The sequence below is a fragment of the Acidimicrobiales bacterium genome, from assembly GCA_041394265.1.
Taxonomy (GTDB): Bacteria; Actinomycetota; Acidimicrobiia; order Acidimicrobiales; family SZUA-35; genus JBBQUN01.
Map to the genome: position 1 here is coordinate 345,893 of JAWKIO010000006.1, position 26,427 is coordinate 372,319.

General features: G+C 66.5%; 28 protein-coding genes. 15 read left to right on the forward strand and 13 right to left on the reverse strand.

Annotated features, from left to right (window positions below; all coding sequences use genetic code 11):
- Positions 1-16 precede the first annotated feature (16 nt).
- Both R2733_25890 and R2733_25895 read left to right on the forward strand, forming a co-directional pair.
- On the forward strand, positions 17-1,105 hold the full coding sequence (locus R2733_25890; GenBank protein MEZ5379952.1) for a CheB methylesterase domain-containing protein: 1,089 nt from the start codon (positions 17-19) through the stop codon (positions 1,103-1,105).
- Positions 1,102-2,208, forward strand: a complete 1,107-nt coding sequence (locus R2733_25895) for a protein-glutamate O-methyltransferase CheR (protein MEZ5379953.1) — start codon at positions 1,102-1,104, stop codon at positions 2,206-2,208. The genes R2733_25890 and R2733_25895 overlap by 4 nt, the downstream gene beginning before the upstream one ends.
- 83 nt (positions 2,209-2,291) lie before the next feature.
- On the opposite strand, the gene R2733_25900 is transcribed toward R2733_25895, so the two are convergent.
- On the reverse strand, positions 2,292-2,558 hold the full coding sequence (locus tag R2733_25900) for a hypothetical protein (protein ID MEZ5379954.1): 267 nt from the start codon (positions 2,556-2,558) through the stop codon (positions 2,292-2,294).
- A 167-nt stretch (positions 2,559-2,725) separates the two neighbouring features.
- Between R2733_25900 and R2733_25905 the strand changes: the two genes are divergently transcribed.
- The 7 genes from R2733_25905 (at position 2,726) to R2733_25935 (ending at position 8,382) form a co-directional block, all read left to right on the forward strand.
- On the forward strand, positions 2,726-3,001 hold the full coding sequence (locus R2733_25905; GenBank protein MEZ5379955.1) for a YciI family protein: 276 nt from the start codon (positions 2,726-2,728) through the stop codon (positions 2,999-3,001).
- On the forward strand, positions 2,998-3,618 hold the full coding sequence (locus R2733_25910; GenBank protein MEZ5379956.1) for an MBL fold metallo-hydrolase: 621 nt from the start codon (positions 2,998-3,000) through the stop codon (positions 3,616-3,618). Before R2733_25905 ends, R2733_25910 begins: the two co-directional genes overlap by 4 nt.
- A gap of 77 nt (positions 3,619-3,695) precedes the next feature.
- On the forward strand, positions 3,696-4,964 hold the full coding sequence (locus R2733_25915) for an MFS transporter (protein ID MEZ5379957.1): 1,269 nt from the start codon (positions 3,696-3,698) through the stop codon (positions 4,962-4,964).
- A 104-nt stretch (positions 4,965-5,068) separates the two neighbouring features.
- Complete coding sequence (gene sufC / locus R2733_25920) at positions 5,069-5,830, forward strand: Fe-S cluster assembly ATPase SufC (protein MEZ5379958.1); 762 nt, start codon at positions 5,069-5,071, stop codon at positions 5,828-5,830.
- Positions 5,827-7,104, forward strand: a complete 1,278-nt coding sequence (locus R2733_25925) for a SufS family cysteine desulfurase (GenBank protein ID MEZ5379959.1) — start codon at positions 5,827-5,829, stop codon at positions 7,102-7,104. The genes sufC (R2733_25920) and R2733_25925 overlap by 4 nt, the downstream gene beginning before the upstream one ends.
- A 23-nt stretch (positions 7,105-7,127) precedes the next feature.
- Entirely contained in the window at positions 7,128-7,625 is a 498-nt protein-coding gene (locus R2733_25930; GenBank protein ID MEZ5379960.1) for an SUF system NifU family Fe-S cluster assembly protein, read from the forward strand.
- A gap of 37 nt (positions 7,626-7,662) precedes the next feature.
- Entirely contained in the window at positions 7,663-8,382 is a 720-nt protein-coding gene (locus R2733_25935; GenBank protein MEZ5379961.1) for a histidine phosphatase family protein, read from the forward strand.
- Positions 8,383-8,395: 13 nt separating this feature from the next.
- On the opposite strand, the gene sufC (R2733_25940) is transcribed toward R2733_25935, so the two are convergent.
- From sufC (R2733_25940) to R2733_25955, 4 genes are read right to left on the reverse strand one after another with little or no spacing between them, the layout of a single operon-like run.
- Positions 8,396-9,184 (reverse strand): Fe-S cluster assembly ATPase SufC, encoded by a 789-nt coding sequence (sufC, locus tag R2733_25940; protein MEZ5379962.1) that lies wholly within the window; start codon positions 9,182-9,184, stop codon positions 8,396-8,398.
- A 58-nt stretch (positions 9,185-9,242) separates the two neighbouring features.
- Positions 9,243-9,563, reverse strand: a complete 321-nt coding sequence (locus R2733_25945; protein MEZ5379963.1) for a non-heme iron oxygenase ferredoxin subunit — start codon at positions 9,561-9,563, stop codon at positions 9,243-9,245.
- Positions 9,560-10,840 carry a SufD family Fe-S cluster assembly protein gene (locus tag R2733_25950; GenBank protein ID MEZ5379964.1) on the reverse strand — a complete coding sequence of 427 codons (1,281 nt, stop codon included), beginning with the start codon at positions 10,838-10,840 and terminating at the stop codon, positions 9,560-9,562. Before R2733_25950 ends, R2733_25945 begins: the two co-directional genes overlap by 4 nt.
- Positions 10,841-10,891: 51 nt before the next feature.
- Entirely contained in the window at positions 10,892-11,266 is a 375-nt protein-coding gene (locus R2733_25955) for a hypothetical protein (GenBank protein ID MEZ5379965.1), read from the reverse strand.
- 98 nt (positions 11,267-11,364) lie between these two features.
- Between R2733_25955 and deoD the strand changes: the two genes are divergently transcribed.
- Together deoD and R2733_25965 are read left to right on the forward strand one after the other, a co-directional pair.
- The gene (deoD, locus tag R2733_25960) at positions 11,365-12,072 is read left to right on the forward strand and encodes a purine-nucleoside phosphorylase (GenBank protein MEZ5379966.1); all 708 of its coding nucleotides are present in this window, start codon (positions 11,365-11,367) and stop codon (positions 12,070-12,072) included.
- A 125-nt stretch (positions 12,073-12,197) separates the two neighbouring features.
- On the forward strand, positions 12,198-12,356 hold the full coding sequence (locus R2733_25965; protein MEZ5379967.1) for a hypothetical protein: 159 nt from the start codon (positions 12,198-12,200) through the stop codon (positions 12,354-12,356).
- A 222-nt stretch (positions 12,357-12,578) separates the two neighbouring features.
- Here the strand turns inward: R2733_25965 and sufB are convergent, their stop codons facing one another.
- The gene (sufB, locus tag R2733_25970; GenBank protein MEZ5379968.1) at positions 12,579-13,982 is read right to left on the reverse strand and encodes a Fe-S cluster assembly protein SufB; all 1,404 of its coding nucleotides are present in this window, start codon (positions 13,980-13,982) and stop codon (positions 12,579-12,581) included.
- A 182-nt stretch (positions 13,983-14,164) separates the two neighbouring features.
- Between sufB and R2733_25975 the strand changes: the two genes are divergently transcribed.
- Complete coding sequence (locus R2733_25975; protein ID MEZ5379969.1) at positions 14,165-16,258, forward strand: EAL domain-containing protein; 2,094 nt, start codon at positions 14,165-14,167, stop codon at positions 16,256-16,258.
- 60 nt (positions 16,259-16,318) lie between these two features.
- Here the strand turns inward: R2733_25975 and R2733_25980 are convergent, their stop codons facing one another.
- The 4 genes from R2733_25980 to R2733_25995 form a co-directional block, all read right to left on the reverse strand.
- Positions 16,319-16,837, reverse strand: a complete 519-nt coding sequence (locus R2733_25980) for a gamma carbonic anhydrase family protein (protein ID MEZ5379970.1) — start codon at positions 16,835-16,837, stop codon at positions 16,319-16,321.
- Between the two features lie 8 nt (positions 16,838-16,845).
- Positions 16,846-17,784 carry a site-2 protease family protein gene (locus R2733_25985; protein ID MEZ5379971.1) on the reverse strand — a complete coding sequence of 313 codons (939 nt, stop codon included), beginning with the start codon at positions 17,782-17,784 and terminating at the stop codon, positions 16,846-16,848.
- Between the two features lie 139 nt (positions 17,785-17,923).
- Positions 17,924-18,457, reverse strand: a complete 534-nt coding sequence (locus R2733_25990; GenBank protein ID MEZ5379972.1) for a flavin reductase family protein — start codon at positions 18,455-18,457, stop codon at positions 17,924-17,926.
- Positions 18,458-18,482: 25 nt separating this feature from the next.
- Complete coding sequence (locus tag R2733_25995; protein MEZ5379973.1) at positions 18,483-19,343, reverse strand: MBL fold metallo-hydrolase; 861 nt, start codon at positions 19,341-19,343, stop codon at positions 18,483-18,485.
- A gap of 129 nt (positions 19,344-19,472) precedes the next feature.
- Here R2733_25995 and R2733_26000 point away from each other — a divergent pair, with 129 nt between their 5' ends.
- Together R2733_26000 and R2733_26005 are read left to right on the forward strand one after the other, a co-directional pair.
- Positions 19,473-20,918: a thioredoxin gene (locus tag R2733_26000; protein ID MEZ5379974.1), complete on the forward strand. Its 1,446-nt coding sequence runs from the start codon at positions 19,473-19,475 to the stop codon at positions 20,916-20,918.
- 136 nt (positions 20,919-21,054) lie between these two features.
- On the forward strand, positions 21,055-21,519 hold the full coding sequence (locus tag R2733_26005; GenBank protein MEZ5379975.1) for a UGSC family (seleno)protein: 465 nt from the start codon (positions 21,055-21,057) through the stop codon (positions 21,517-21,519).
- A gap of 24 nt (positions 21,520-21,543) precedes the next feature.
- On the opposite strand, the gene R2733_26010 is transcribed toward R2733_26005, so the two are convergent.
- From R2733_26010 to R2733_26020, 3 genes are all read right to left on the reverse strand, one after another.
- A complete protein-coding gene (locus tag R2733_26010; protein MEZ5379976.1) occupies positions 21,544-22,311 on the reverse strand; it encodes an A/G-specific adenine glycosylase in 768 nt (255 codons plus the stop codon).
- An 89-nt stretch (positions 22,312-22,400) separates the two neighbouring features.
- Positions 22,401-22,913 carry a MaoC family dehydratase gene (locus R2733_26015; protein ID MEZ5379977.1) on the reverse strand — a complete coding sequence of 171 codons (513 nt, stop codon included), beginning with the start codon at positions 22,911-22,913 and terminating at the stop codon, positions 22,401-22,403.
- Between the two features lie 135 nt (positions 22,914-23,048).
- The gene (locus R2733_26020; GenBank protein ID MEZ5379978.1) at positions 23,049-24,620 is read right to left on the reverse strand and encodes a hypothetical protein; all 1,572 of its coding nucleotides are present in this window, start codon (positions 24,618-24,620) and stop codon (positions 23,049-23,051) included.
- Between the two features lie 121 nt (positions 24,621-24,741).
- Here R2733_26020 and R2733_26025 point away from each other — a divergent pair, with 121 nt between their 5' ends.
- Complete coding sequence (locus R2733_26025) at positions 24,742-26,340, forward strand: acyl-CoA dehydrogenase family protein (GenBank protein MEZ5379979.1); 1,599 nt, start codon at positions 24,742-24,744, stop codon at positions 26,338-26,340.
- Positions 26,341-26,427 lie beyond the last annotated feature (87 nt).

Here is a 26,427-nt window from a genome sequence, read left to right on the forward strand (position 1 = left end):
CGGAGACCAGCCCGCCATGATCTGCGCCGCACTCCAGCGAGCAACCGCCCGAGCTTCGCTCCGGGCCGCTGCCACCACCGCCGGTGTCCCCACCGGCACCATCACTGCCACGGTGTCGGCGTTCGCCGGTCGATCGGTCGAGCAACTCGGCCAGTTGCTCGTCATCGACGCCACGCTGGACGGTGCTGCGGCCTTCGTTGCCGGACTCGTCACCAAGCCCGGCTGTCCGGACCTCCTGATCTTGACCGAACGGTCCGACCCCAAGCCGGGTTGGGCGGGTGTTCGAGCAAGCCAGTTCGTCCCGATGCCCGACGACGCCGATGCGGTCGGCAACGTGGTCGTCGCCCGCCTCACCAAGGCGAATGGCACGGCCAAGCCGACGGGTCCTCTGGCATCCAGCACCCCGCCGGCCTCGCCGGCAGGCTCATCGAAGCCGCTCGCAGCGACAGCTGCTGGGGCCGCACCCGTTGCTGCTGCGCCGGGCGGGTCCTCGTCGTCGTCCGACGGCACGTTTCGGCGTCGCGAACTCCTCGCCATCGGATGCTCGACGGGTGGGCCGAAGGCGCTCGGGGTGCTGCTGCGGGGATTGCCTGCCGACTTCCCCGCGCCGATCGTGATCGTGCAGCACATGCCGACCGGCTTCACCCGCATGCTTGCCGAGCAACTCGATGCCGAGTGCTCACTCACGGTTCGTGAAGTCGAAGGACCGACCGTCGCAAAGCGCGGCGAAGTGTGGATCGCGCCCGGTGATCACCACATCCGCCTCATCAACACCAACGGGTCGATCGTCCTCGACGACGGGCCCGAGGAGAACAACTGCCGTCCCGCCGTCGACGTGCTGTTCCGCAGCGTCGCCGAGACGTACGGCCGCCGAGCCGTCGGCGTGATCCTCACCGGCATGGGTGACGACGGCAAGAGGGGCGCCGAGGCCATGGCTGCCAAGGGCGCCCACATCATTGCGCAAGACCAGGCGACCAGCGTCGTCTGGGGCATGGCAGGAGCCGTCGTTCGCGCCGGTGTCGCCTCGAGCGTCCTGCCAATCGATCAGATCGCCGAGGAGACCCTGATGAACTTCCGACCCAAGCAGACGGCGGTGGCATCGTGAGCGGTGTTGTGAGCCCCGAGAGCTTCCGCCTCCTCCAGCGCACCCTCGCCGACAACGGCGGCATGGTGCTCGACGAATCCAAGGCCTACCTTGTCTCGATGCGCCTCGGCCCCGTCGCCAAGGAACTCGGCTACGACGACGAAGAGGCGCTCGTTCGCGCCGTCGGCATCGGCCAGCCCGGCACCAAGACCCGAGTGGTCGAAGCCATGACCATCAACGAGACGTCATGGTTCCGTGACCCCTCGTTGTGGGAGCAGATCGAACGCAGCCTCATCCCGCAGCTTCTCGAGAGCGCCCGCACCCTGCGGCGGCTGGACATCTGGGTGGCCGCGTCCTCAACCGGTCAAGAGGTGTACAGCGTTGCGATGCTGCTGGCCGAGATCCTCGGCAGCGACTTCGACAAGTGGCGGATTCGCCTCGTCGCCTCCGACCTGTCGTCGGAAATGGTCGAGCGAACCCAGCAAGGAACGTTCAGCGGCCTCGAGATGAGCCGGGGACTGTCACCCGCCCGCCGCAAGCAGTTCTTCGACCCGGTCGGCTCGGGCTATCAGATCAAGAGCGAACTGCGTGCGCTGGTGAGCGCCCGTCAGAACAATCTCGTCGATCCCAGTCAGGTCGTGCGCGGGCCGTTCGATCTGATCCTGATGCGCAATGTGCTGATCTACTTCACGCCACAGGCCCGCCAGGAGATCCTCGGTCGACAGGCCGAACTGCTGCGGCCCCATGGCAAGTTGATCCTCGGCGCATCGGAAGGCGCGCTCGGCGTGCCCGATTCGCTGCGGGTCTCCCGCTTCGGCCGGCTCGTGACCTACGAACGTTCCGACGAACCGGAACAACCGACACGAGCAGCTGCGCCCGCGTCGACGCTGGCCAGCTCGACCATTCCTGCTGCGACGGCGACGGCCGCCGCCCGCCCGGGAACCACCCGGCTCGCCGCGGCACCGGCCCCAGCCGAACGTCGGCCCCTCAGCACGCTGACGCCACCTGCGACCACGCCGAACGAGCCCTCAACACCAGCCAAACCAAAGGCCGACGAGGACGACGGACTCACGCCGATCGAGCGGCTACGCGCACTACGCAAGAGCTACAACCTCGACAAGTGATCGATCGGCGGGCTCCGCCCGCCGATCTCCACTACCGCCGACGCCGCTGGCGCTCCACTACCGCCGACGCCGTTGGCGCTCCACTACCGCCGACGCCGTTGGCGCTGTGCCGTGCGATACAGGATTAGGTAGTAGGTGCCGATCAGCGTCGAAGCGGCGAAGCGCAGGAGCGAGCCCGCCACATTGCCGTCCATGATCGCCTGCGCCGTCATCCAGGTGCCATAGCCGATCGACGTGACGACGATCATCGCCGACACGAACACGGTCACGTCCCACCGGGGCGAGACCGCCCGTGGGGCGTTCGGCATCGGTGGCGTCCACACTCGCTCGTTCACACCTGACTCGGGCATTCCGCACCTCTCTCGGAGATCCATTCGGCACTGTGTTTCTCACGCGGCGCCGTCTTCGCCAACCTACGACCAGCCGTATCGAGCGGCCCAGTGGAAGGTTGCCCGGCGGGGCAGAGCCAATTCACCCGGACCCGCCCGGCGGGTGCCGAGCGGCTAACGTCGCCGCCATGCGCTACGTCGTCTTCGCCCTGGACAAACCCAACTCCCTCGAGCTCCGCAAGAGCACGCGTGAGGCCCACCTCGCCTACCTCTCGCAGTTCAACGTCGCCGCCGGCGGACCCCTGCTCGACGACGATGGCAACATGTGTGGATCGATGGTCGTCTACGAGGCCGATTCGAAGGCCGACGTCGAGGCGGCGGCCGCCGGCGACCCGTACGCCCAAGCCGGGTTGTTCGAGTCCGTCACGATCCGCGAGATCAACACCGTGATGTGGCCGTCATGATCGACCTCACCCAGACCCTGCACTGGAACGACACCGACGTCGAGGTCCACAAGGTCGTGGTCGGCCCCTACGACAACAACGTGTTCGTCGTTCGATGTCGTCACACCGGCGACGCCGTCCTCCTCGACGCCGCCAACGAGCACGACCTCCTGCTCGAGCTCGCCCGTGAACTCGGTGTGCGCACCATCCTCGAGACCCATGGCCACTGGGACCACATCCAGGCCGTGCCGGCGATCCGCGACGCCGGCTTCGAGGTGGGCGTCACTGCCGCCGACGCTGCCATGCTCCCGAGCTACGACTACCTCCTCGAAGACGACACCATGATCGAGGTCGGCCGGGCTCGCCTCCACACCGTCACCACCCCGGGTCACACCCCGGGTTCGATCTGCTTCAAGCTCGTCGACAAGCCGCTGCTTTTCACCGGCGACACCCTTTTTCCCGGTGGGCCCGGCAACACTCAGGGCAACGCCGAGCACTTTGCCGAGATCATCCAATCGATCGACGACCGACTGTTCCCCTACGCCCCCGACACCATCATCCTCCCCGGTCACGGCGACAACTCGACCATCGGTGCCGAACGCCCCCACCTCCAGGAGTGGATCGACCGGGGCTGGTGACCCCACCGGGCACGACGATCCGATGACGGCGAGATCCCGACGTTGGAAAAGTCTTTCACCTGGTGAATAATCCGGCGATGACGAGAACCCCGGATGCGACGGTCGATTCCGCTACCCCGGTCCGGCAGGGCACCGCCCGAGACGTTCTCGCCATCGCCTCGTTCCGCCGTATCTTCCTCGCGTCGGTGGCCTCGAGTACCGGCCGGTGGATGCAGAACGTCGCCCTCGGCATCTTCGCCTACAACCTCGACGGCTCGAAGAGCTTCACGACCCTCGTCGTCGGCGTCCAGATGTTTCCGCTCCTCGCGCTGTCGCTGCCCAGCGGCTCCCTCGCCGACACCGTCGACCGCCGCAAGCTCCTGATCGTCACCCAGGCCTGGCAGGCCGTGTTCGGCGTCATCCTCGCCTGGCAGGTGTGGGACGGCGAGATCGCGCCGTGGGTCCTGCTCTCGATCGTGTTCGCCATCGGCGTCGGCCAGGCCCTCTACGCTCCGACCTTCACCGCCGTGATCCCGACCTTGGTCGGTCGCGAGAACCTGGCGTCGGCCATCGCGCTCAACTCGATGATGATCAACGGCAGCCGCATCCTCGGACCGATCCTCGGGTCGGCGACGCTCGGCATCATCAAGATCTCCGGCATCTTCCTGGTCAACTCCGCCACCTATCTCATCATCATCTTCGTGCTGGCGATCACTCCCATTCCCACCGTCGTCCGTGACCACCGACTCTCGGTGTCCGACCGACTCTTCGGCGGCTTGCGAGTGGCCTTCCGCTCGCCTCAGGTGGGTGGATCGCTGCTGGTGATGGTCACGTTCTCCCTCCTGTGCCTGCCGTTCATCGGCCTGCTCCCCGCCATCGCCGAGGAGAGCTGGGGCGTCGACTCCGAAAGTGCCACCTACGGCATGATCTACGCCGTGTTCGGCGCCGGGGCCCTGGCCGGAGTGACCGCCGTTGCCTCCGGGCTCGGCCGTTTCGATCGAGCGCTCGTGGTGCGCTGCACCCTCGCGCTGTTCGCGCTCGCCCTGGGCGCCATGTCGTTCGTGACGACGGCCGCCCTTGCGTTCCCCGCCATGTTCTTCGTCGGTCTGTTCTACTTCACCATGCCGACCGTGCTCAGCACGTTCCTGCAGGAGCACCTGAGTGACGAGGTCCGGGGCCGGGTGATGGCCCTGTGGATCGTCTCCTTTGGCGGGATCATCTCGATCACCAACCTGTTCGCCGGCCGGATTGCCGACGCCACCTCGCTGCACGCCGTTCTGCTCTTCGGCGCCGGCGTCGCCATGGCGCTCGCCGTGCTCGCTCGGCTCCGCCCCGGCCCCATCGCCGGCGAGGAACTGCTGCGCTGAGCAGACGCCCAGCCAAACCCTCGCCTGGTGAGGCCGCGAAAATCTGAGAAATCTCGCGGTGCGGACATTTCTCCTACGCGGATAGTGCAATTACACTCGAACCCATGTCCGCCCCACTGTTCGAGATCGTCGACCTCCACGTTTCCACCGTCGCCGACGGCGTCAATCCGGCCACCGAGATCCTCAAAGGAGTCTCGCTCACGGTGAACGAGGGCGAGATCCACGCCCTGATGGGCCCGAACGGTTCCGGCAAGTCCACCCTCGCCTCGGCCCTGCTCGGCTCCCCCGAGTACGAGGTCACGAGCGGATCCATCCTCTTCCGAGGCGACGACATCACCACCTGGGACACCGATGTGCGGGCCAAGGCCGGCATCTTCCTCGCCTTCCAGTACCCCCAGGAGATCGCTGGGGTCAGCGTGCTGAACTTCCTGCGACAGGCGCTCAGCGCCCGCACCGGCATCGAGATGAGCGTGCTCGAACTCCGCCTCGCCCTGATGGACTGGATGGGTCGACTCCAGATGGACGACTCGTTCATGAATCGTTACGTCAACGAGGGGTTCTCCGGTGGTGAGAAGAAGCGCAACGAGATCCTCCAGATGGCCATTCTCGAACCCGAGATGGCCATCCTCGACGAAACCGACTCCGGTCTCGACATCGACGCCCTGCGGGTGGTCGCCACCGGTGTGCAGGAAGTCCGCAAGGAGCGCCCGAAACTCGGTACCTTGGCCATCACCCACTACCAGCGTCTCCTCGACCATCTCCAGCCCGACGTCGTCCACGTGTTGATCGACGGCACGGTCGTCGCCACCGGCGGTCCGGAACTGGCGATGCAACTCGAGACCGAGGGCTACGAGAGCTTCCGATGACCCCCACCTCCAGCGTCGACCCGAGCGAGCAGATCACCGAGGCCACCGGTTTCGACGTCGCCGCTATTCGGGCCGATTTCCCGATCCTGGCCCAGCAGCAAGACGGCAAACGGTTGGTGTTCCTCGACTCCGGGGCGTCCTCGCAGCGGCCCCGCCAGGTCATCGAGGCCATGTCGACCCTCTACGAGACCAACTATGCCAACGTGCACCGTGGCGTTTACCAGCTGGCCGAGCGTTCCACCAGCGCGTATGAAGCCGCCCGTGCCTCGGTGGCCCGCTTCATCGGTGGCCATACCAACGAGGTCGTGTTCACCAAGAACGCCACGGAGGCAATCAACCTCGTCGCTCGTTCGTGGGGCGGCGCCAACCTCGGCCCGGGCGACGCCGTGGTCCTCACCCTGCTCGAGCACCACGCCAACATCGTGCCCTGGCAGATGCTGGCGCAGGAGAAGGGCTTCGAGATCCGCTGGATCGGCCTCACCGACGACGGCCAGCTCGACCTCTCCAACCTCGATCTGCTGCTCGACGGCGCGAAACTCCTGGCCTTCACCGCCATGTCGAACGTGCTGGGCACGCTCACGCCGGTGCGTCATCTGGCCGACGCCGCCCACGCGGCCGGCGCCGTGGTCCTGGTCGACGCCTGCCAGTCGGTCCCCCACCAGCCGACCGACGTGATCGCCATGGGCGCCGACTTCATGGCCTTCAGCGGCCACAAGATGCTCGGCCCCAGCGGCATCGGTGTGCTGTGGGCCCGAGCCGAGCTGCTCGACGCCATGCCACCCTTCCTCGGCGGGGGCGGCATGATCCTCAACGTCACCACCGAGGGCTTCACCACTGACGCAGCACCCCAGAAGTTCGAAGCCGGCACGCCGCCGATCGCCGAGGCCGTCGGGCTCGCCGCTGCCGTCGCCTACCTCGAGAACATCGGCATGGCCGCCATCCGCCGCCACGAGGTCGAACTCACCGCCTACGCCTTGCGCACCCTGCGTGAACGCCTCGGCGACGACCTATCGATGCCGGGCCCGACCGAACCAGCAGCGCGGGGCGGCGTCCTCAGCCTGGCGCTCGCCGACGTCCACGCCCACGACGTCAGCCAGATCCTCGACGAAGCGGCGGTCTGTGTCCGCCCCGGGCATCACTGTGCCAAGCCGCTCATGAAACACCTCGGCGTGGCCGCCACCGCACGAGCCAGCCTCTACCTCTACAACGACACCGACGACATCGACGCCCTCGCCGACGCGCTCGTCACCGCCCGCGACTTCTTCGCCCTCTGATCACTCGCTCAGGAGACTCCCCCATGGCCGGACTCGAAGATCTGTACCGCGAGATCATTCTCGACCACTACCGCTCGCCCCGAAACAAGGGCGAACTCGAGAGCCCGCCCGCCCACCGGGCCGAAGGCTTCAACCCGCTGTGCGGCGACGAGATCGTGCTCTACGTCGATGTCGACGACGCCGGTGTGATCACCGACATCAAGATCGGCGGGCAGGGTTGCTCGATCTCGCAGTCGGCCGCCTCGATGATGTCGGCGTCGGTCAAGGGCAAGACCATCACCGAGGCCCGAGCCCTCATCCGTTCGTTCAAGGCGATGATGTCGATCCACGAGACCGAGATCGGTGGCGACGGCAGCGAATCCGAGGCCGAGCACACCGAGGTCGCACCACCCGAGGAACTGAAGCTCGGCGATCTCGAGGCGTTGCGCGGTGTGGTCAAGTTCCCTGCTCGCATCAAGTGCGCCACGCTGTCGTTCAACACCCTGGCCCAGGCCATGGACGATGCCGAGGCCGCCGGCTGACGAGGGTTTTTCGCGCCAGGTCGGGCATGCTCTCGTGATGGCCGACGACACCTCGAACGCAGCACCCGAACGCCGACCCTCACCGATCGACCGGGCGTTCCTGTCCGCGGGCGACGAGATCGGCCACCTGATCCTCGTTCGTCACGGCCAGCAGCAGTGGCCCGATCCGAAGTCCTCGGTGTCGGGCGACTGGGTGGATCCGCCGCTCTCCGAGATCGGACGGGCCCAGGCCGAATGTGTGGCCGATCATCTGGCCGGTGAGTCGATCGCCGCCGTCTACAGCTCGGCACTCCTGCGGGCGAACGACACCGGCAAGGCCATCGCCTCCCGCCACGGGCTCGACGTCGAGGTCATCACCGAACTCGAGGAGATCCACATCTTCCGAGATCTTCCCCAGGATCGGCAGGCGGTCGACACCCTCGGCGAGAAGGCCATGGCGGGGATCGGCGAGCGGTTCGTCCAGACCCAGAAATGGGACGCCTATCCCGCCACCGAATCGTCGAACGACTTTCGCCGCCGGGTCAGCCTGGCCGTGGAATCAGCGGTGGTCAGCCACCCGGGCGAGACCGTGGTGGTCGCCTGCCACGGTGGGGTGATCAACGCCTACCTCGCCGAAGTCCTCGGCCTCGGCATCGACATGTTCTACCGACCGGTGCATGCCTCGTCGCACCGGGTGCGGTGTGCCAATGGTCGCCGCATCATCGACGTGTTGAACGAGCAGCACTACCTGGCGGCGGCCGGGCTCGTCACCCACTGAGGCTGTTCACACCTCAGGCGAACGGGTCGGCGAAGGGATCGTCGGCCAGCGCCGGGCCACCGGCGGCCACCGGTTCTTCGGCGTAGCCGGCATAGCCCGTCTCTTCGAGTTCGTCGGCCAGCTCGGGGCCACCGGACGCAAGGATCTGGCCCTTGGCGAGCACGTGGACCACGTCGGGACGCAGTTCCTGCAGCAGCCGGGCATAGTGGGTGATGACGAGTACGCCGAGTCCGCTCTCCTCGGTCATGGCTTCGACCCGGCGTGAGACGTCGCGTAGGGCATCGACGTCGAGGCCTGAGTCGATCTCGTCGAGGATGGCGAACTTGGGCTCGAGCACCCCTAGTTGGAGGGTCTCGTTGCGCTTCTTCTCGCCCCCTGAGAGGTCGACGTTGAGCGGGCGGGAGAGGAACTTGTGGTCGAACCCGATGCGATCGGCTTCCGCTCGAATGCGGGCGTCGAGGCCGGCAACATCACGGTCGGCGGCGGCGAAGGAGTTGGCGAGCAGATCGCGCAGCGAGACCCCTGGCACTTCGGTGGGGTATTGCATACCGAGGAACAGGCCAGCTCGAGCCCGCTGCCAGGTGGGCAGGGCGAGCAGGTCGACACCGTCGAGCGTGACCGAACCGCCGGTGACCTCGTAGCCGGGCTTGCCCATCAGCACATGGGAAAGCGTGGACTTGCCGGCGCCGTTCGGACCCATGACGGCGTGGACCTCGCCCGATTCCACCGTCAGATCGATACCACGCAGGATCTCGTTGCCGGCGACCGTCGCGTGCAACCCCTTGATCACCAGTTCGCTCATGCTTCGTTCGCTCCCATAGCTCCACCACTTCCGGTTGTCGTCGTTGCTTCGACGGGGATCACTTGATCGTCACCATCACATCGCCGTCCACGACCGACACTCGGTAGGTCGGCACCGGTTTGGTGGCCGGCAGGCTTTGTGGCTCGCCGGTCTCGATGCTGAAGACGGCGCCGTGGCGCCAGCATTCGATCGTGCGGGCATCGGAGTCGATTTCGCCCTCCGCCAACGAGACGTCGGCGTGGGTGCATCGATCACCGATCACGAACACCTCGTCGCCGAGGCGAATGAGTGCGAGTCGTCGATCCTCGACGTCGAAGCGGCGAGCTGCTTGCGGGGCGATGTCGTCGAGTGCGCAGAGACGAATGGTCTTGCCGCTCATGCCGGCGACGCCCCGGCGTCGGCCCGGGTGTGCTCGGCATCGCGAGCGTCGAGCTTCTCACCGATCAAGCGATGGACCTCTGCCGTGACGGCCTCGGACCGGAACCGGCCCATGACCTCCTCGAAGAAGCCGGCAACGACCAGCCGGTCGGCGGCTCCCGGCTTCACGCCCCGGGCGTGGAGGTAGAAGAGCTGGTCCTCGTCGATCGGGCTGACGGTGGAAGCGTGGCTGCACCGTACGTCGTTGTTCTCGATCTCGAGGTTGGGTACCGACCAGGCCCAGGCGTTGTCGCTGAGCTTGATGTTGCGGTTCGTCTGGTGAGCGTTCGAGCCGGCGCCTTCTTCATGAATGTGGATCAGGCCGGTGTAGATCGAGCTCGCCGTGTCATCGGACGCCCCCTTGAACAGCAGATCGCTGGAGGTGTTGGGAGCACGATGATGCTGGAAGGTGCGGAAGTCGAGGGTCTGGTCGCCGTCGGCGTAGTACACCGCCGCCAGGTCGCCGTGCGCGCCCCGCCCGATCAGGTCGGTATCGGTGCGAACTCGGGTATAGGCACCGCCGAACGCTGCAATGGCCGCCCGGGACGTGGCCTGCTCGCCCACCGTGGTCATCATGCGCTGGGACTGCCACAGTTGATCGCCGAGGTCTTGCACGACGGCGTACTCGACGATCGACGCGTTGCCGACCTCGATCTCGCTCCACGCGATGGCGAGTCCCGGACCATCGCCCGAGGTCTGATGTTCGACAATGCTCACCGAGGCCGAGTCACCGACGGTGACGACGATGTGAGGGAAGGCGGCCATCCCGTCGCCGAGATGGTGATTCCGCACGACGATCGGCCCGTCGACGTACAGGCCGTCGGGCACGGTGATCCGCAGGGCCTGGTGAGCGAACGCAAGGTGCAGGGCGTCGAGCTTGGTGTCGGATGCCGTCGGCTCACGGCGTTCACCGTCGAGGACAGCGACAGACAGGCCCTTGGCCGACCAGCCGGGATCGACGCTCACCTCGTTCACCCGACCGTTGATGATCACGATGGTGGCGACGGCATCGTCGAAGTCGAGCGGCGACGCAGGCGCCGTACCGATGGCCTGGTGAAGTTGCGGGCGGTAGGCGTCGACGTCGAGATCACCGATGGGGCTGTAGCGCCATTCCTCGGTCTCGGCCGACGGCATGTCGAGCTCGGCTGCGGCAGCGGCCGCTCGCTGACGGCGCTCGGCAAATGGCCCAGTGGCTCCGAAGACGGGAGTCAGGACGTCGGGGGCGAAGTGCTCGGTCACGGGGATTAACACTATCGGCTTAGGAGAAATAGATGCGACCTCAGGAAGGTGCTAACGACCCGAGCGTTTGCCGAAGGGCCAGATCTTCGACCAGACCGAACGCTCGGAGGCCCGACGGCGGGCATCTTCCGCTTCGACCTCGGCCTTGATGGCTGGGCCGGCGGCGTTGATGATGTCTTCGGCGCTGTCGAGCAACGCCCCGATCGAGGGATCCTGCCCGAGACTGTCGGGCGCATCGGGCGTTGCGGGCGTGATGAGCGACCCGTGGCGCCAGTTGACATCGGCCAGTCGGGGTTCGAAGCCAGAGCAGTCGGCGGGGCAGGCCCATGGCGCCTCGGGCGCGAGGTCGATCGCACACTTGCGCACCGTGTCGCCGCTCGGATAGCTCCGGCTCTGAAAATGCTTGCAGTTCTGGCGCATCCCCATCCCGCCAGTGTGCCAGCTCGCTCGCCGCTGGTGGTCGCACCCGTCGCCCCACGCCGGCGACGAGCGGGCCGACCGAGCCTGCGGTCTACGATGACGCCATGCCCACGCCCCACATCAGCGCTCATGCCGGCGACTACGCCCCCACCGTTCTCATGCCGGGCGACCCACTCCGGGCTCGCTACATCGCCGAACACTTCCTCGACGAGCCCCGGCTGGTCACCGAGGTCCGCAACATGCTCGGCTACACGGGAACCTTCCAGGGCATGCCGGTGTCGGTGCAGGGTTCGGGCATGGGTGTGCCCTCGTTCCAGATCTACGCCACCGAGCTCATCAAGGACTACGGGGTCGAGCAGATCATCCGCGTCGGCTCCTGTGGCGCCCTCGCCGACTCGCTGCAACTCGGCGACGTGGTCTTGGGGATCGGCGCCGGCACCGACTCGACCGTCAACCGCATGCGCCTGGGTGGGCGGGACTTCGCCGCGGTGGCCGACTACACGCTGCTGTCCAACGCCGTCGCCAGTGCGGAACGGCTCGGTCTGCATCCCGTCGTCGGCACGATCTTCACCTCCGACTTCTTCTACGACCCCAACGACGACACCTTCGCCCTCCTCGAACGCTACGGCTTCCTGGCCGTCGAGATGGAGGCTGCCGGCCTCTACGGGCTGGCCGCCGAATACGGGATCCGTTCTCTCGCCATCTGCACGGTCAGCGACCACATCAAGCGGGGAGAGGCGATGTCGAGCGAGGATCGTCAGCACTCCTTCGACGACATGATTCGCTGCACCCTGGAGTCGCTGCTCCCCTGACTCGGGAACCCTCCCCGGAATTCTTCGAGGTTTTTCGCGACCTTTGCGAGCGCCCGACGTCACACTGTCTGCCACGTTTTTGAACGGCCATGCCGTTCGACCGACCAAGCAGAAGGAGTCACATCATGGGCATGTTCGACAAGGCGAAGGAACTGGCCGATCAGGCCGAGAAAGCCGTCGAAGAGCACGGTGACAAGTTGCCGGGCGGACTCGGCGACAAGGCGAAGTACGCGCTCGACAAGGTCGACAGCATCACCGACAAGATCCCCGGCCAGAAGGACTGAGGTTCTCGGCCACCAGTTCCCCCGGCCGGACGCAGGGCGACGGCTCCGGCCGGGGAACACGGTGCGATGCGTCGGGCGACCCATCGCACCGGGCGACACCAGGGCGACCAGGAAGCGGAACCTTCGGGTTCCGCTTCTCTGTGCTTGGTCAAAGCCACGGGGAGTTCGGAGCGCAGCGAGGAACTCCAAGAAACTCCCGAAGCCCGCCAGGGCTGAAGAGTTTCAGCCGACTGATCCTTCCATCTGGAGCTCGATGAGGCGGCTCCATTCCACGGCGTATTCCATGGGAAGCGTGCGGGTGACCGGCTCGATGAAGCCGTTGACCACCATGCCGATGGCCTGCTCCTCGGAGAGGCCTCGGCTCTTGAGATAGAACAGCTGCTCGTCGGCCACCTTCGACACCGTGGCCTCGTGGCCGATCTGGGCGTCGTGTGATCCGATCTCCATGTAGGGGTAGGTGTCGGACACCGATTCGTCGTCGAGGATCAGGGCGTCGCACTGGACGTGGGACTTGCACCCGTAGGCGCCGTCTTCGACCCGCACCAGGCCTCGGTAGCTGGATCGGCCGCCGTCCTTGGAGATCGACTTCGACACGATCTTCGACGTGGTCTCGGGAGCCAGGTGCACCATCTTTGCGCCAGTGTCCTGATGCTGGCTGCGCCCGGCGTAGGCGACGGACAGGACCTCGCCGGTGGCCTTCGGACCGGCCAGCCAAACGGCCGGGTACTTCATGGTGAGTCGGCTTCCGATGTTGCCGTCGATCCACTCCATGTGACCTTCGGCCTCGACATAGGCCCGCTTGGTCACCAGATTGAAGACGTTCGACGACCAGTTCTGGATCGTGGTGTAGGTGACGTGGGCGTTGGGCTTGACCACGATCTCGACCACGGCCGAGTGCAGCGAATCCGAGGTGTACACCGGAGCCGAGCAGCCTTCGATGTAGTGCACCTTTGCGCCCTCGTCAGCGATGATCAGGGTGCGCTCGAACTGGCCCATGTTCTCGGCGTTGATCCGGAAGTACGCCTGGAGCGGCATCTCGACCTCGACGCCCGGCGGGACGTAGATGAACGATCCACCGGACCACACCGAGGAGTTGAGGGCCGAGAACTTGTTGTCGTTCGGCGGGATGATCTTGCCGAAGTATGGCTTCACGATCTCGGGGTACTCACGCAGCGCGGTATCCATGTCGGTGAACAGCACGCCCTGGGCCTCGAGGTCGGCCCGATTGCGGTGGAACACCACCTCGGACTCGTACTGGGCGGTGACGCCGGCGAGGTACTTGCGCTCAGCCTCAGGAATCCCCAGCTTCTCGTAGGTGTCCTTGATCGCGTCGGGGAGGTCGTCCCAGCTGTCGACCTGCCCGTCGGTCGGCTTGATGTAGTAGTAGATGTCGTCGAAGTAGATCTCCGACATGTCGCCGCCCCAGTTGGGCATCGGACGCTTCTCGAACTGCCGGAACGACTTGAGCCGGAAGTCGAGCATCCAGTCGGGCTCGCCCTTCATCCACGACATCTCGCGGATGATCGCCTCGTTGAGCCCCTTCTTGGGCTTGAACACGTAGTCCTCGGCGTCGCTCCAGCCGAGCTTGTACTTGCCGAGGTCAAGGGTGTCTGGCGTGATGGTCATCGTGCCTCCAACGGATTTCTACTACGCAGATAGTAACAAACCCGATGCAGCACACCACGAGTCGGGCCACATCGGACGCGGCCGCGGGCGCAACGCCAGGATCTGACGCTTGTGTGACCGCATTTTGAATCACGGCGTTCGAAATACCTCACGCAGCGTTCGGTCCGTCCGAGGCTGTGCCCATGCCAGACGCGCCGCTCGCGCCCTCTCCAGCCGGCGCCATGCCGTCGAATCTCGGCTCCGACGTGCTGTTGTCGTCCATGGACGTCGCCAGCATCGCCATGGGCATCGTGTCGCTCGACGAGTCCGTCTTCCTCACACTGAATCAGTCGATGGCCGACCTGCTCGAACTTTCCATCGCACAGACGCTCGGTCGGAAACTGACCGATTTCCGTCCTGGCCCAGCGGGTCGTTTTCGCAGCCAGCTGGAACGATCCGGGGGACGCCCGGCGCAGTTCCGCAACATCGAGGTCACGACGGCACTCGGCAACACCCTGCATGTCGACGCCACCCTGGCCCACTACGGCAACTACGACGGCGTGCCCGCGCTCCTGGTCGTACTGGCCGACGCCAGCGTCAGGGTCGCAGCTCAGAACCAGGCTCGCCGCCTCATCCGCGCCGCCGACAGGGTCAGCGACCTCGTGTCGATCCACGACCTGCAGAACGGCACGCTGTTGTACTGCAACGATGCCTTCACGGCCGCCACGGGTGTGCGGCCCGGCGACCGTGACAACCCGGTCGAGGGGATGAGTCCCTCTCAGCTCGACATCCTCGACGCCGAGGTGATTCCGGCGATCGAACGTGATGGCTCCTGGACCGGCACGCTGGAGATGGACCTCGGCGACGGCGTGCATTGGCTCGCCGGCACGATCGTCGGCGAGAGCTCGCGACCCGGGGCGACCGGTCTGCGGTTTCTCACGAGTGTGCTCACCGATGTCACGAGCGATCACTTGCGAGCCGAGGTCCTCGAGTTCGAAGCCACGCACGATCGGCTCACCGGCTTGTTCAACCGGTCTGGCGTCGTGGAGTGGCTCAACGCCCAGCGCCCCGACCGCGGCGACTCGATGGCGATCTGCCACCTCGATCTCGATCGATTCCAGGAGATCAACGACGTGCTCGGTCACGAGATCGGTGACCAGGTCATCTGCGAGGTCGGTCGCCGCCTCGACGCCTCGACGAGGCCGAACGATCTGGTCGGTCGGCTCAACGGCGACGAGTTCGTCGTGGTCTTTGCCGACGTGGAAGGCCCCCAACACGCCTGCCTGCTGGCCGAGCGGCTCAAGTCCGACGTGTTCGGCCGACCGATCGTCGTCGATGGACACCCGATCTCGACCACCGCGTCGTTCGGGCTGTCGGTGTCGGGAACCGGCTTCGTTGGCGAGAGCTTGTTACGAGCCGCCGACGTTGCGCTCTACCGGGCCAAGAACCTGGGCCGGTCCCACATCGAGGTCTATACCGCCGAACTGCAGGTCGAAGCGGCGCGCCGCAGCACGATGATCGAAGACCTCCGCGAAGCGCTCGACGCCAACGAGCTGACGGTGTGGTACCAGCCGATCATCAGCTTCGCCACGGGGCGCATCGTCTCGGTCGAGGCGCTCGTACGCTGGCCGCGGGCGGACGGCACGTTCATCTCCCCCGAGGAATTCATTCCGGTCGCCGAGAGTGTCGGCCTCGTCCGCGACGTCGACCGGTTCGTGCTCGACCGCGCACTCGGCGAGATCGGCGGACTGATCGCGAGCGGTCACCGTCTGGAGCTGCACGCCAACCTCTCCGCCACCCGGCTGGCCGACGCGACATTGCCCCACGAGGTCGGCCGGATGCTTGCCAACCATCGATTCCCGGCCGACCGCCTGTGCCTCGAGCTCACCGAGACGGCGCTGGCGTTCGATCCGAACAAAGCAGAGACCATCGTTGCCGAGCTTGCCGAGAGTGGGCTGCGCCTGGCGATCGACGACTTCGGGACCGGGTACTCGTCGCTGGCTTCGCTCCACCGCTTCCGACTGCATGTGCTGAAGGTGGATCGCAGCTTCGTCCAACTGCTCGACGAGGACTCCGAACGAGCCAATCCCATCATCGCCACGATCCTCCACCTCGCGGAGTCCCTGGGACTCGATGTCGTGGCCGAGGGCATCGAGACCGAGCGGCAGCGCGCCTACTTCGCGGACAGCACCGCTACGTACGGCCAGGGCTACCTGTTCCACCGGCCGATGCCGTTCGACGCGCTGCGCTCGTTCGTCACGGCGCAGCCCAGCGAGAACGTGGCGGTCGGCCCATGACGCCGACACGGCACCATCGAGCCGGAGCGTTGGTGCGAGCCACCAAGGCGGAGCCGGCGATCAGTCGAGTCGACGAAGCTTGGTCGGATAGGTGCGGGCCCGCTGGAGGTAGGAGTTCATGCCCTGCGAGATCATGGCCGGGTCGACGCAGTCGAGTCGGATCTTGGCAGGGATGCCGAGCGCCATGGCTCCCGACGGGACCTCGGTGTCGTTGGTGACAACGGCGTTCGAACCCACGAGCGCACCGGAGCGCACGATGGCCCGGTGCAACACCACCGACCCATTGCCGACGAGCGAGTTGTCCTCGATGGTGCAACCCTCGAGGTGGACGATGTGGCCGATCACACAGCCGTTGCCGACGGTGGTGGGCCACTCGGGGGTGGTGTGCAGCACCGAACCGTCCTGGATCGAGGTCTGCGATCCGATCTGGATGTAGCCCTCGTCGCCCCGCAGGACGGCACACGGCCAGACCGACGATTCCTCGCCGATGCGCACATCACCGATGATCACCGCCTCGGGATGGATGAAGGCGGAGGTGGCGATGGTGGGCTCGGCGTCACCGAGGGCGTAGATGGGCACGCCAGGGGTTATAGACCGCGCACGTCCTGGATGTCCATGACGAGGGCGGACACCGACAGCGTCACGAGTACGGCGATCGTGAGGTACGCGACTGGCTCGAGCCGACGGACGTCGAACCGCACGCTGGGGTCACGTCGAACGATCTGCCCCAGTTTCTCTCCGGCGGCGACGATGGCGTGTGCGCCGTCGAGCGGCGGCAGCGGCACGAGGTTGATGGCACCGATGGCGCAGCTCAAGATGGCGAACCACCGCAGCGACATGGCGACGCCGCTCTCGACCACGTGGCCGGTGAGTTCGGCCTGGGAGACGGGCGACATGAACCGCACCGGCGCTTCGGCGTCGGTGTTGAACGTGGCACCGACGTAGCCCCCGACGTTGGTGGCGAAGAGCCACAGCGACTGTGCCGTTCCGGCGATGACCTCCCAGGTCATGCCGAACCCGGTACCGATCGCGGCGGCGACGGTCGCACCGTCGAGGATCTCGGCGGCGGCGAACGCAGCGATTGCCATGGCGATGTTGACCAGCGGGCCGGCCAAGATCGTGGCGAGGCGACCGGCGTGGCTCGCCGCACGGTAGGTGTCGGCCTCCTCGATGCCGTCGGGGAGCGCCGAGGTCGGGGTCATGCCCCAGATCTTGACGTAGCCGCCGAGGAACAGTGCCTTGACCCCGTAGCGGCAGCCGTTCCGCTCGATCGCCACGACCTCGGGTCCGAATCCCCAGAAGAACTCGGTGGGCTTCATGCCGGCGCGCCGGGCGAGGAGGAGATGTCCGAGTTCGTGGACGAACACGATGACCGCGATGAAGGCCAGGAGCAACAGACCGGTCGGGGCCCAGAACCAAAGACACACCAACGACAGCACGGCCGCCACCGCCCACAGGGGTGAGGCGGAGACCGTCCACCCACCGGATCCTGCAGAGGTGGGGACGTTGGTAGCAGCAGTGGTCACGGAGCACCCTTTGCAAGGTCAGGCCGAGCGCATCGCACACGTCTCGGCGACGAGAACGCAGCTCACCAACCGCCGTTGGTGGGTCGCGGGGCCCATCGAAGCACGAGCGCTACGGCGTCCACACGGGCGACTTGACCAGTCAGGAATCTTTACCCACACTCCCGAAGGTGCCGTAGCGGCCCTTGTGGAAGACCATCGGACCGCTCTCGCCCTCGACGGTGTCGAGGTGTTCGACTCGGCCCACGATCAGCTCGTGATCGCCGAGGAGCACGACCTGGTCGAGTCGGCAGTCGATCACGGCATGGATATCGGGCAGGACCGGGCAGCCGCTGGCCATCGACGGGGTCCAGGAGACGCCGGAGAACTTGTCATCGGCCTTCGATGCCATCACGCCGCACAGGTCGAGCTGGTCGGCGTTGAGGACGTTGACACAGAACGCGCCCGTCTCCTTGATGACGGCGCCTGACGACGAGTTGGTGCCGAGGAAGAAGCCGACCAGCGGCGGGTCGAGGGAGATCGAGGCGAACGAACCGATGGCCACGCCGACCGGCGACGAGGAGGTACCCGAGGTCACCACGGTGACGCCCGTGGGGAAGTGCCCGAGGACCCGCCGGAACTCGGCCGGGTCGATGATGGGATCGTGGTCGCTTTGGGTGGTGGTCTCGTCCGTCATGGCGCACACCATAGAAGCGCGCGTGTCAGGCGGCGAGTCGATGCCCCGATCGCAGTTGTAGTCCCTCGGATGCGGCCATCACCTCGGTGCCGGCACCCACCCACCCCTGTGCGTCTCGGACCGCCTGGGCGATCCATGCATCGTTGTGGGAAGGATCGTGGTGGAACAGCACGAGGCGCCGAACCCCGGCGAGCTTTGCGACCTCGGCGGCATAGCGCACCGTGGAGTGTCCCCAGGTCGCCTTCGACGCGAATTCGTCGGCGTCGTACTGGGCGTCGTGGATCAGCAGGTCGGCACCCCGGCAGAACTCGACCACCGACGCCGGGACGTCGAGCGAGCCATCGACGGGCTGCTGGTGATCGGGGATGTACACCACCGAGGCGTCGCCGTTGTCGATGCGGTAGCCGTTGGTTGGGCCGACGTGCTCGATCGAGGCGACGGTGACCGTCGAGGAACCGATGTCGATGCGTCCGCTGCTCATCTCGATGAACTCGATCTCGCAGGGGAGGATCGACAGGTCGACGGGGAACAGCGGTGGGCGGATGAACGACGAGATCTCGGACTTGAGGTCGGACCCCGGCTGCTCGGGCCCGATGAGGCGAAGGTTCGCGTTCTCACGCAGCAGCGGCACGAAGAAGGGAATGCCCTGCACGTGATCCCAGTGGAGGTGGGTGACCAGCGCCGTGCCGGCGAAGGTGGTGTGGTCGGGGCCGGCCATGAGTTCGTTGCCCAGATACCGAAGCCCGGTGCCGAGGTCGAGCACGATCGGATCGTCACCTTCGGGTCCGCGCACCAGGACACAGGACGTGTTGCCACCAATGTTGTTGGTGGTGTCACACGAACACGGGGTGGACCCGCGAACGCCGTAGAAGGTCACGTCGAGCATGTGTGGAATCGTCCCCCGATCCATCCCTTCGAGCCGGCAATCCCGAAGGCTGGCAGTGACGGTAGACCAACTGATTGCGTCGGGGAAGACCGTGTGAAGAAGGTCTCACCATTGGGTTACGTTTGCCTGATGTCGATCTCACAGCCGCCATTGCTCCCTGAGGGCCTCGTCGCGTTCGTCAAGCGCGACTGCCCCACCTGTGAACTCGTGATCCCGGCGCTCACCCAGCTCGATACCGGGCCCGGCGTCACCGTGATCACCCAGGACGACCCGGCCTTCCCCGCCGGACTCGATCCGATCGACGACACCGATCTGACGCTGTCGTGGCATCACGACGTCGAGACCGTCCCCACCCTGATCTCGATCGTCGACGGGGCCGAGACCGATCGGACCGTGGGGTGGTCGCGGGCCGAATGGGAGCGGCTCAGCGGCGTTGCGGAACTCGCCCCCGATCTCCCCGAGCATCGCCCTGGTTGCGGCTCGCTCTCGGTCGACCCACTCCGAGTCGACGACCTCATGGTGCGCTTCACCGGCTCGAAGCTGCGGAGTCGCCGCATCGAGTTGGCATCGATGGAGGACGAGATGGAAGCCGGCTTCGACCGTGGCTGGTCCGACGGACTCCCCGTGGTCCCGCCGACCGAGGCTCGGGTGCTCCGGATGCTGGAGGGAACGACTCGCGCTCCCGACGAGATCGTGGCCACGATCCCACCCGACCTCAACGAGGTGACCGTCGAGCAGATCGCCATCAACGCGGTGATGGCCGGGTGCAAGCCGGAATATCTCCCGGTGGTGTTGGGCGCCGTCGAAGCGGCCTGCAGCGACGAGTTCAACATGCATGGCCTGCTCGCCACCACCTACTTCTCGGGTCCGATCATCGTCGTCAACGGACCGATTGCGCAGCGGATCGGCATGAACGCAGCCGGCAACGTCCTCGGTCAGGGCAATCGCGCCAACATGACCATCGGCCGAGCACTCCAACTCGTGGTACGCAACCTCGGTGGTGGTCGACCTGGCGGTGTCGACATGGCAATGCACGGTTCACCGAGCAAGCTCGGTCTGGCGTTCGCCGAACTCGAAGACGGCTCACCCTTCGAGTCGCTGGCGGTCGAGCGAGGTATTGCACCCGGACGCGACGCCGTCACCCTGTTCGCCGGCCAAGGCCCCACGCCGATCGTCGACCAGCTGTCGCGTGATCCCGACTCCCTCGCCCGTTCGATCGCTGCCGTGCTCCGCAGCTGTCACCACCACAAGCTGGCGATCGGCATGGACGCCCTCCTCCTGATCTCGCCTGAGCACGCCCGGGTGTTCGCCGACGCCGGTTGGGACAAGGCTCGGCTCCGCTCCGAGCTCGAGGCCCTCCTCATGCTCGACGCCGACCCGATGCTGCGTGGAGTCGGCGGCATCACCGAGGGGCTGCCGCCGACAATGGCGGGAGCGACGGTGCCGAAGTTCCGGCCGGGCGGCCTGCTGATCGCCCACGCCGGCGGCGACGCCGGGCTGTTCTCGTCGGTCCTCACCGGCTGGGTCGGCGGCCCGATGGGATCGGAACCGGTCACCCGGGAGATCAGCACATGACCGACGATCGCCACCTCGAATGGGTCGTCACGCATGGAGTCTGGCAGACTCGCATGCACCAGGGGGTACAGCCATGAGTTCACGAACCGTCCTCGATCCCACAGCGGGCAAGGTGGCCCAGGCCGTCGAGCCGGCGATGCGCCTGGCCACGCTCGAGGGCAAGACCGTCGCGCTGCTCAACATCTCGAAGCCCCGCGGCGACAAGTTCCTCGACCGCATCGAGCAGCGCCTGACCGAAGCCGGTGCGACGGTGAAGCGCTATTCGAAACCGACCTTCACCAAGCCGGCGCCGGTCGATCTCCGCCACGAGATCGCCACCAACTGTGATGCGGTGATCGAAGCGCTTGCTGATTGAGGCAGCTGCACGTCGTGCAGTGTGCACGACATCGCCGACCTCGAGCGCCGCGGCGTTCCCGGGGTCTTCGTTGCCAGCTCGGTCTTCGTCGATGCCGCGCAAACGCAAGGTGCCGCGATCGGGTTCCAGCCCGAGCGGTTCTTCGTGCCCCATCCGATCCAGGACCGCACCGACGACGAGATGGCGGCCATGGCCGACGATGCGGTCGACGCCCTCGTCGCCCGGATCACGCTGCTGGGCAGCTGATCGGTCGTCACGGCCGGCTGCTCCTCAGGGCAGTCGAAACTGATCACCCACCACGACCGCCAGGCCGTCGGCGACCACCGTGCCGGCGACGGCCGTGGCCCGTTCGGGCTGGTCAGGCCAGCCCATGATGCGGGCCAGGTCGCGGCGTTGCACCGGACCGACGCGGAGCGCGTCGACGAGCCGCCCCCTCCCCTGCCGGTCGGATCCGTCGAATGCCGACTGGCGTTTCGAGACCGATGCTGACGCCGACGCTGGATCCGGAGCAGCGAGATCGGCGGCGAACCAGGAGCATTCGTGGCGCAGCGGGCAGGCCTCGCAGCGCGGGCGGGGGCGGCAGCACAGCGCCCCGACCTCCATCAGCGCCTGGTTCCACGCCCAGCCTTCGCCGGTGGGCACGAGGTCGTCGGCCAGTCGTTGGACCTCGGCCGGCCGGAGCGTTCGGCCGCTGACTCGGGCGAGCACGCGACCGATGTTCGTGTCAAGCACCCCGTCGTCGCACTCGTAGGCGAACACCCGGATGGCCCGGGCGGTGTAGGGGCCGATGCCGGGAAGGTGCAGCAGCGCCGCGAGGTCAGCGGGGACGACGCCGTCGTGTTGCTCGGTAATCACCGTGGCTGCCCGGTGCAGGTTCAGCGCCCGGCGGTTGTAACCGAGCCCCTGCCATTCATCGATCACGTCGCCTGGCGATGCGTCGGCGCAGGCCGCCGGTGTGGGGAATCGCTCGATGAAGCGGGCCAGCCGATCGATCACCCGAGCGACCTGGGTCTGCTGCAGCATCAGCTCCGACACCATGATCGTCCATGGGTCGCGAGTGGTTCGCCATGGGAGATCTCGGCCCTGCTCGCCGAACCAGGTGAGCAGGGCCGGAGTCGACCGCTCGATCAGTCGGCCCAGATCTCGTCGCCGTACGGGCGCTGCCGGACGGGGCCGGCCTCGCGCTTCCAGACCATCACCTTGCGCTTGAAGTAGCAGACCTCTTCACCGCGCTGGTTGATGCCCTTGGTCTCGACGGTGACGATGCCGCGGTCGCCCTTGGACGACTCCCGCTTGTCGAGCACCCGGGTCTCGGCGTAGATGGTGTCGCCGTGGAAGGTGGGCATCGAGTGCTTGAGGGTCTCGATCTCGAGGTTGGCGATCGCCGCTCCGGAGACATCGGGCACGCTCATGCCGAGCACGAGCGAGTACACCAGGTTGCCGACCACGACGTTCTTGCCGTGCACGGTCTCCTTCTCGGCGAACCACTGATTGGTGTGCAACGGATGGTGGTTCATCGTGATCATGCAGAAGAGGTGATCGTCGGCTTCGGTGATGGTCTTGCCCGGCCAATGCTTGTAGATGTCGCCGACCTCGAAATCCTCGAGGTAGCGGCCGAAGGGGCGGTCGTGCACGGTCATGGAGTCTCCTGAGATCACGGTTGTGCGTTGCGTGGCAACGGCCGTGCAGCGTAGGTGCGAGTCGCCCCTCGGCGCCACCCTCGTGCGTGGCAGGCGCTCGACGCGGGCAACGTCGCTGCTTGGACGAGCGCCACGTCATCCATCCGTGGACTCCCCACCCGGCTGGATCGGTTCGACCCCGGTGAGCAGGAGGAACTGCTGTCGGAGCGTGTCCTCGTCGGGCGAGCCGATCGAGGGCATCGGAATGGCGACGTCGAGCAGGCCCCAGGCAATCGTCTCGGCGGCGTGCTCCCGGGCTTGGAGATGCCAGGGGGTGTCGGGGTCGGCCCAGACGTCGAGTCCGACGAGCTCGAGAAACGCCGCCTGCGTCTCGGCGTCGATGTTGTCCTCGATCCAGGGATGCGCCAGCTCGTGGAGAATGACCCGCTTGGGGACGACCTTGTAGTACTCACAGGCGTCGGACGAGCAGGCCTCCTCCTCGTGGAAACACAGGTACACCCGCCACTCGTCGCCCTGGTGGATCGCTCGTCCGCGCACATCGCTGCAGAAGTCGATGTACTGGGTGAACGTGATCGCTCCCAGTTCGTGCGCCGGTTCCAACCCGGCCTCTCGGAATCGGCCGATCGCCCACTCGACCAAGTGGTCGAGGTGTTCGGTGCTGTTGTAGAGCTCGATGCCGTCGCCGTCATAGAGGATGAACCCCGTCACCGTCTCGAGGTCCTCCGCCGGGAAGAACGGTTCGTCGAAGTTCAGGTTCTGACGCGACCACCAGCCATCGGGAAGGTCGTGGGCGGCCAGGCAACGCCGGGCATCCTCGACCTCTCGATAGCGAACCTCGGTCGACACCTTGCCTTCGACGAGGTCGAGCCGCACGGCCACTCGGCTGGGGCAGCCAACGCCGTCGTCGCCGCTCACCAGCATGAGGACACCCTCGAGCTCGAATCGCCTGGCCAGCAGCGGATACACCTCGAGACCTCTCGCCCCGAGTTCGTCCATCGTCCACTCGGTGCTCGCCTGGGCACCGGCCCGGGCAGCGACCTCGTCGAAGCCGCTGAGAATGGTCTGGTCGATCGAGTCGATGAGCTGCACGTCGTCTCGATACATCGACGGCGAGAGCTCACCGCTCGTCCAGTCCTCCACCCACTGTCGGGCGAGCGCTTCGGCCCCGCTCGGTATCTCCTCGTGGTCGTACCGTTCGCGCCAGGTATCGACCGAGAACGCAGCAAGCATGCGCTCCGCCCCGTTCAACCCGATCGGTTCGAGGATGTTCACGATGTCGGCCGGGTGTTCCAACAGGCCCACGTCCATGCCGGACGGCGCCCAGTCGAGCCGCCCCAGCGTGAGCGTGCCGGAAGTCGAGACGTAGGCAACGTTCCGTTGATCGAACGCCAGCTGACCCTCCGGGAGGAGCCGGTACATGAACGCGAAGGCGAAGGCCGCGTGGTACACGCCCGCACCGGGGATCATCGGCTGGTAGTCGAACTTCACATCGGGATCCCAGAAGTATTCCCAGGCCACGCCACCCTGCTCGACGAGCATCTCGTCCATCGCCCGATGCCAGATCAGGGCCTCTTCGGCCCACGGAAGCGGTTCCGTGGTCGACGACTCGCCGCCGCTCTCGACGATCGGATCATCGGGTGCACATGCCGCGACGAGGAACACACACAGCAGTGGGATGAAGAGCACGTTGCGGGCCCGAGTCCTCATGTCCTCATCGTCGGGCGCACCGCGTCCTCTGACCAGGGTCGACCGGCTCTCGACCGCCACACGAGGTGGTTCCACCCGACCATTCGCCGCTCGGCGCCGGATCGCTCTACCATCCTCCGCCATGACGACTCCAGATCTCCAGGACGCCGCCAACGCCATCACCGTGGCCAGCGACGTGATCACGACCGCCGTTCGCACACTTGCCGAGACCTCCTCGATCGACGCCGACCAGGTACTGGCCTACGACATCGCGCATGCAACGGCAGCGATCCAGACCGCCAAGGCGATGCTCGACTACGGCGCCAAGGGCGAGATCGAAGCCAAGCTCACCTGCGTGTTCGCGGCCGACGCCATCGCCGACCTCGGCGGCAAGTTGTGGGGCCGGGAGAAGGCCTGGGGCGTGGAGCCGACCGCCCTCGACGCCACCCGGCCGTTCGTGTCGACCTGGCGAGACGCTGCCACTCTGGCCGCGCTCGCCGGCGAACGGGGGCCCCGCCACCTCGATCAGGACTTCGAACTGGTGCAGGACACCTTCCGCCGGTTCGGCGCCGAGGTGATCGCTCCCAAGGCCGAGCACATCCATCGCCACAACGAGGACATCCCCGAGGAGATCATCTCCGGGCTGGCCGAGATGGGAGTGTTCGGACTCTCGATCCCCGAGGAGTACGGCGGCTTCGCCAGCGGCGGCGAGTCGGACTACTACGGCATGGTCATCGCCACCGAGGAACTCAGCCGGGCGTCACTCGGTGCCGGGGGCTCACTGATCACCCGCCCCGAGATCCTCGCCCGTGCCCTCGAGGCCGGTGGTACCGACGAGCAGAAGAACACCTGGCTTCCCCGCCTCGCCAGCGGCGAGATCATGAACGCCGTCGCCGTGACCGAGCCCGACTACGGGTCGGATGTCGCCGGTGTGAAGGTCACCGCGACTCGGGGCACCGGGCCGGGCGGCGAAGACGGCTGGCACATCAACGGGGTCAAGACCTGGTGCACCTTCGGGGCCCGGGCCGACGTGCTGATGGTGCTCGCCCGCACCAACCCCGACCGCAGCCTCGGCCACCGCGGCCTGTCGATCCTCATCGTCCCCAAGGAACGAGCCGACGGCCACGGCTTCACCCAGACCCAAGAGGGCGGAGGCAAGATGGAGGGCAGCCCCATCGACACCATCGGCTACCGGGGCATGCACTCCTACGAGATCGCCTTCGACAACTGGTTCGTGCCGGCGGAAAACCTGATCGGCATGGAGAACGGTGAGGGCCGGGGCTTCTACTACCAGATGGCCGGGTTCGAGAACGGCCGACTCCAGACCGCGGCCCGGGCCGTCGGTGTCATGCAGGCGGCCTACGAGGCGGCGCTCGACTACGCCGAGAACCGCAAGGTGTTCGGCAGCCCGATCATCGACTACCAACTCACCCAGGCCAAGCTCACCCGAATGGCGGCCATCATCCAGGCGTCACGCCAGTTCGCCTACGGCGTCGGCGAACTCATGGCCAAGGGCGAGGGCAAGATGGAGGCCACCCTGATCAAGGCCTACGTGTGCAAAGCCGCCGAGTGGGTCACCCGCGAAGCGCTGCAGATCCACGGTGGCATGGGCTACGCCGAGGAGTACGACGTGAGCCGCTACTTCGTCGACGCCCGCGTGCTGTCGATCTTCGAAGGCGCCGATGAGACCCTCTGCCTGAAGGTCATCGCCCGCTCACTCGTCGCCGACGTCGCAACCTGAGTGTCAGAGCGACACCCCACCCCGAACTCGAGACCCATGGCGGCAGAACTGTCGCTCTGAGCCTCGAGAACGGGTGGAGGTGTCGTG

Bases quoted from the DNA above. Each gene is read 5' to 3' on its own strand.
- R2733_25890 (MEZ5379952.1), top strand. From the start codon at position 17: ATGATCTGCGCCGCACTCCAGCGAGCAACCGCCCGAGCTTCGCTCCGG.
- R2733_25900 (MEZ5379954.1), bottom strand. From the start codon at position 2,558: ATGCCCGAGTCAGGTGTGAACGAGCGAGTGTGGACGCCACCGATGCCG.
- R2733_25905 (MEZ5379955.1), top strand. From the start codon at position 2,726: ATGCGCTACGTCGTCTTCGCCCTGGACAAACCCAACTCCCTCGAGCTC.
- R2733_25910 (MEZ5379956.1), top strand. From the start codon at position 2,998: ATGATCGACCTCACCCAGACCCTGCACTGGAACGACACCGACGTCGAG.
- R2733_25915 (MEZ5379957.1), top strand. From the start codon at position 3,696: ATGACGAGAACCCCGGATGCGACGGTCGATTCCGCTACCCCGGTCCGG.
- sufC (MEZ5379958.1), top strand. From the start codon at position 5,069: ATGTCCGCCCCACTGTTCGAGATCGTCGACCTCCACGTTTCCACCGTC.
- R2733_25925 (MEZ5379959.1), top strand. From the start codon at position 5,827: ATGACCCCCACCTCCAGCGTCGACCCGAGCGAGCAGATCACCGAGGCC.
- R2733_25930 (MEZ5379960.1), top strand. From the start codon at position 7,128: ATGGCCGGACTCGAAGATCTGTACCGCGAGATCATTCTCGACCACTAC.
- R2733_25935 (MEZ5379961.1), top strand. From the start codon at position 7,663: ATGGCCGACGACACCTCGAACGCAGCACCCGAACGCCGACCCTCACCG.
- sufC (MEZ5379962.1), bottom strand. From the start codon at position 9,184: ATGAGCGAACTGGTGATCAAGGGGTTGCACGCGACGGTCGCCGGCAAC.
- R2733_25945 (MEZ5379963.1), bottom strand. From the start codon at position 9,563: ATGAGCGGCAAGACCATTCGTCTCTGCGCACTCGACGACATCGCCCCG.
- R2733_25955 (MEZ5379965.1), bottom strand. From the start codon at position 11,266: ATGGGGATGCGCCAGAACTGCAAGCATTTTCAGAGCCGGAGCTATCCG.
- deoD (MEZ5379966.1), top strand. From the start codon at position 11,365: ATGCCCACGCCCCACATCAGCGCTCATGCCGGCGACTACGCCCCCACC.
- R2733_25965 (MEZ5379967.1), top strand. From the start codon at position 12,198: ATGGGCATGTTCGACAAGGCGAAGGAACTGGCCGATCAGGCCGAGAAA.
- sufB (MEZ5379968.1), bottom strand. From the start codon at position 13,982: ATGACCATCACGCCAGACACCCTTGACCTCGGCAAGTACAAGCTCGGC.
- R2733_25975 (MEZ5379969.1), top strand. From the start codon at position 14,165: ATGCCAGACGCGCCGCTCGCGCCCTCTCCAGCCGGCGCCATGCCGTCG.
- R2733_25990 (MEZ5379972.1), bottom strand. From the start codon at position 18,457: ATGACGGACGAGACCACCACCCAAAGCGACCACGATCCCATCATCGAC.
- R2733_25995 (MEZ5379973.1), bottom strand. From the start codon at position 19,343: ATGCTCGACGTGACCTTCTACGGCGTTCGCGGGTCCACCCCGTGTTCG.
- R2733_26000 (MEZ5379974.1), top strand. From the start codon at position 19,473: ATGTCGATCTCACAGCCGCCATTGCTCCCTGAGGGCCTCGTCGCGTTC.
- R2733_26010 (MEZ5379976.1), bottom strand. From the start codon at position 22,311: ATGGTGTCGGAGCTGATGCTGCAGCAGACCCAGGTCGCTCGGGTGATC.
- R2733_26015 (MEZ5379977.1), bottom strand. From the start codon at position 22,913: ATGACCGTGCACGACCGCCCCTTCGGCCGCTACCTCGAGGATTTCGAG.
- R2733_26020 (MEZ5379978.1), bottom strand. From the start codon at position 24,620: ATGAGGACTCGGGCCCGCAACGTGCTCTTCATCCCACTGCTGTGTGTG.
- R2733_26025 (MEZ5379979.1), top strand. From the start codon at position 24,742: ATGACGACTCCAGATCTCCAGGACGCCGCCAACGCCATCACCGTGGCC.